Source organism: Thermoanaerobaculia bacterium (assembly GCA_018057705.1).
Classification (GTDB): domain Bacteria; phylum Acidobacteriota; class Thermoanaerobaculia; order Multivoradales; family JAGPDF01; genus JAGPDF01.
Window position 1 is genome coordinate 1 of record JAGPDF010000174.1, and the last position, 3,075, is coordinate 3,075.

Here is a 3,075-nt window from a genome sequence, read left to right on the forward strand (position 1 = left end):
AGGTGCAGCGGGCGTTGGCAGACGCCGATGTCGTTGTCCGGCCGGAGGTCGGCGAATGGGGAATGCTCGACTTCCAGGCCGCGACGGTGCTCATCGAGCGCGGCATCGCCGCGGCCGAGGCCCAGGCGGGGCCGCTGCGCGAGCTCGCGGTGGAAACGGACGCCTGGGAGCGCCAGCTCGTGCGCCACCGTCGCACGACGCCGGAGATCGTCGTGCAGGGAGTTCGCGTCGAGCCGGGTCCCGGCCTGCCGGCGAGAGCGGTGCGTCGCGCCGTGCAGACCCCGGCGGGCAGGCCGCTCGACACCGCGCGGCTCGCCGAGGATCTCGAGCGCCTCTGGGAGCTCGGAGTGTTCGAAACCGTCGACTTCGGGTTGCGCGCGGCGCCGGAGGGGGGCTGGGATCTCGAGATCGCCGGACACCCGAAGCCGTGGGGACCGAACTTCCTGCGCACCGGCATCGCCCTGGCCTCCGACCTCGAAGGGACGAGCAGCTTCAACCTGCTCGGTGCGCTCACCATGACCGGGCTCGACCGCCGCGGGCGGGAGCTCAAGCTCCAGGCGCAGCTGGGCGAGCTCCCCGTTCTGACCGCCGAGCTCTACCAGCCACTCTCCGACGGGCAGATGCCGTTCGTGGCCGTTGGAATCCAGGCTGGCGAGAAGAAAGAGCACCTCGCGGTCGGCGAGTCGCGCGTGCAGTACCGGTTCCTCTCCCTGCGCGGCAGCGCCGATCTCGGGCTGGCGCTCGGGCGCTGGGGCGAGGCACGGCTCGGCTATCGCTATCTCGAAACCCAGAGCAGCGCCTTCGGCGACCGACCGCGCGGCCTCCCCGACCTCGATCGCAACGACAGCGGCATCACTGCCAGCCTGGTCCTCGACCAGCTCGATCGCCTCAACTTCCCGCGGCGGGGTTTCATCGTCGCCACGGACTACCACGAGGCGCGAACCTCCCTGGGGGCGGACCAGGACTATGAGCGGCTGCTCGTCCAGGTCGTCGCCGCGGCCTCCTACGAGCGGCACAGTCTCGTCGCGCTCGCGCACGGCCAGAGCGCCCTCGGCGGCGTGCTGCCGGCGTCGGAATGGACGGGGGTCGGGGGCCTCTTCAATCTCTCGGGGCTGCCGCCCGGCGAGGTCGTCGGCAGCTACGGCGGCAGCGCCGCGCTGCTCTATCTCTACCGTCTCGGCCGTCTGCCGAAGTGGGGCGACGGTTTCTACGCCGGCGTTTCGCTCGAGACGGGCAATGCCTGGCGTACGGCGGACGAGGTCCAGGCGAGCGACCTGCGCCGCTCCTGGGCGGTCGTCTTCGGCGCCGACACCCTGCTGGGTCCGGTCTACGTCGGACACGGACGCAGCGACGACGGCAGTGACTCGTTCTACCTCTACCTCGGCCGCACGTTCTGAGCTGCGAATCACGACCCTCCGGATTCAGGGCCAGCTCGCTACGTCGCCGCTCTCGAAGTCGTCGCACAGCAGGGCGGAGGGTGTGACGCTCCAGAGCTCCTCGCCGTGTGCGGCGTCGGCGGCAGAGAGCACGAGCTGCCCGGCGAAGGGCACGACCCGCTCGCTGCGGACGGCCGCCCCGCTCGCGTCGAAGGCGTCCGTCGGAGCCAGGGCGCCGCGACCGCAATAGCGAAAGAGCTGCAGGTCGCCGCTGCCAGGCGCGCTCTCGCCGAGGAAAGCGACAGCGGTGCCGGGGTCGACCAGACTCATCCCGTCGGCGACCAGGACTCCCGGAGCCGCGCGTTCGAAGGTGCCTGCGACGAGGCGCCAGAGCTCCGGGTCGTCGACGCCCGCGGTCGCGTCCTCGCCGGTCACCATGAGCCGGCCGCGCGCCACCCCGGGAGGACCCCACGGCCGGAAAGTCGTCGAGACCCGGGTCGGCGCGACGAGGCCGTCGTAGCGCCAGATCCGGTCGAAGAAGTCGGCGTCGCCGGCCGCGAAGTAGAGCTCGTCGGCCATCGGCGTGAGGTCGTAAGGAGCGTTGAAAAATTCGCCGGGGTCGGAAAGCACCTCGGCGGGAGGATTCGTTCCATCGTAGAGCCAGAGCCGCACCTGGCCGTCGGTCAACGCTGTGAAGACGAGCTTCGTTCCCCAGGCCGTCAGGAGATTGGGGAAGGAGCCGTCCACGCCGGGCGCGAGGTCGAAGAGCTCTGCCGGACCCGCCCCGTCCCAGCAGAAGAGCTCGAAGCCGAGGGCCGGGCTGTTGGCGCCGAAACAGAGACGGCCGCCGACCACCGCGAAGCGCTGGGAGTTGCCGTGCCCCCCCGGGAAGACGTCGACCGCCAGCTCGATGGTGGGTCCGGCCGGGTCGTACGACCAGACCTCGCGATTGCCGCTGGCGCCCCCCTGAAAGTAGAGCTTGCCGTTCCAGGCCACCAGATCGATCGGCTTCTGAGCGACGCTGCCGGGCACCTCGGTGGGCGGATTCACCCCATCGTACCGGTACAGGGCCCGACTCCCGGCAACCGGGCGGCCAACGAAGTAGAGCGCATCGCCCAGCACCGCCGCGTCCAGCCCGTTGAGCCCGTCGATAGCCCCGGCGGCCACGTCGGTGAGACGCAGCGCGGTATCGGCGACGAGCGCCGGCGCGCCGAGCAGGCCGAGCAGGAGAAGCCGTGTGAAACGACGACGATGCGACATGGAAGCCTCCAGGAAGAGAGCGCAAGGTTTACGGTCCTTCTCTGAACAGACCGACAACGGTCCTGGGATCGGGACAGAAGGGACCCGGCCCGCGGGCCGGCCCTTGGTGCGGCGCGCCGACACCCGTAAGCTCGGCGGCCTCCGCCTCCGCGCGACTCGCCAATGACCTCTCGCCTCCCCGCCCTCGCGCCCGCCCAGAGTTCGGTTCCACACCGGCTCGACGCCGGGCTCTGGTTCGCATTCTGCGTTCTGGCCCTCTTTGCCATGCCGATCGGATTCGTCTCGAACGACGGTCTGGGGCACAGCCGCACCTTCGCCAGCGGCGAGTGGCCGCTCAACCCGAACCACCTGCTCTTCGAGCCGCTCGGCGCCGGCTGGCAGAGCCTGTGGGCGCGGCTCGCACCGGGCCGCGCCGGAGTCGACGCCTTGAAGCTCCTGT

At 70.8% G+C, this 3,075-nt stretch carries 3 protein-coding genes; 2 read left to right on the forward strand and 1 reads right to left on the reverse strand.

The features are described from left to right. Positions 1-1,397 (forward strand): hypothetical protein (locus tag KBI44_21810; protein ID MBP9147124.1); only part of this gene is annotated, 1,397 nt, incomplete at its 5' end. A gap of 24 nt (positions 1,398-1,421) precedes the next feature. Here KBI44_21810 and KBI44_21815 read toward each other — a convergent pair. Further along, a complete protein-coding gene (locus KBI44_21815; GenBank protein ID MBP9147125.1) occupies positions 1,422-2,636 on the reverse strand; it encodes a hypothetical protein in 1,215 nt (404 codons plus the stop codon). Positions 2,637-2,798: 162 nt separating this feature from the next. On the opposite strand from KBI44_21815, the gene KBI44_21820 reads away from it, so the two are divergent. After that, the coding region (locus tag KBI44_21820) for a hypothetical protein (protein ID MBP9147126.1) at positions 2,799-3,075 on the forward strand (277 nt) is incomplete at its 3' end.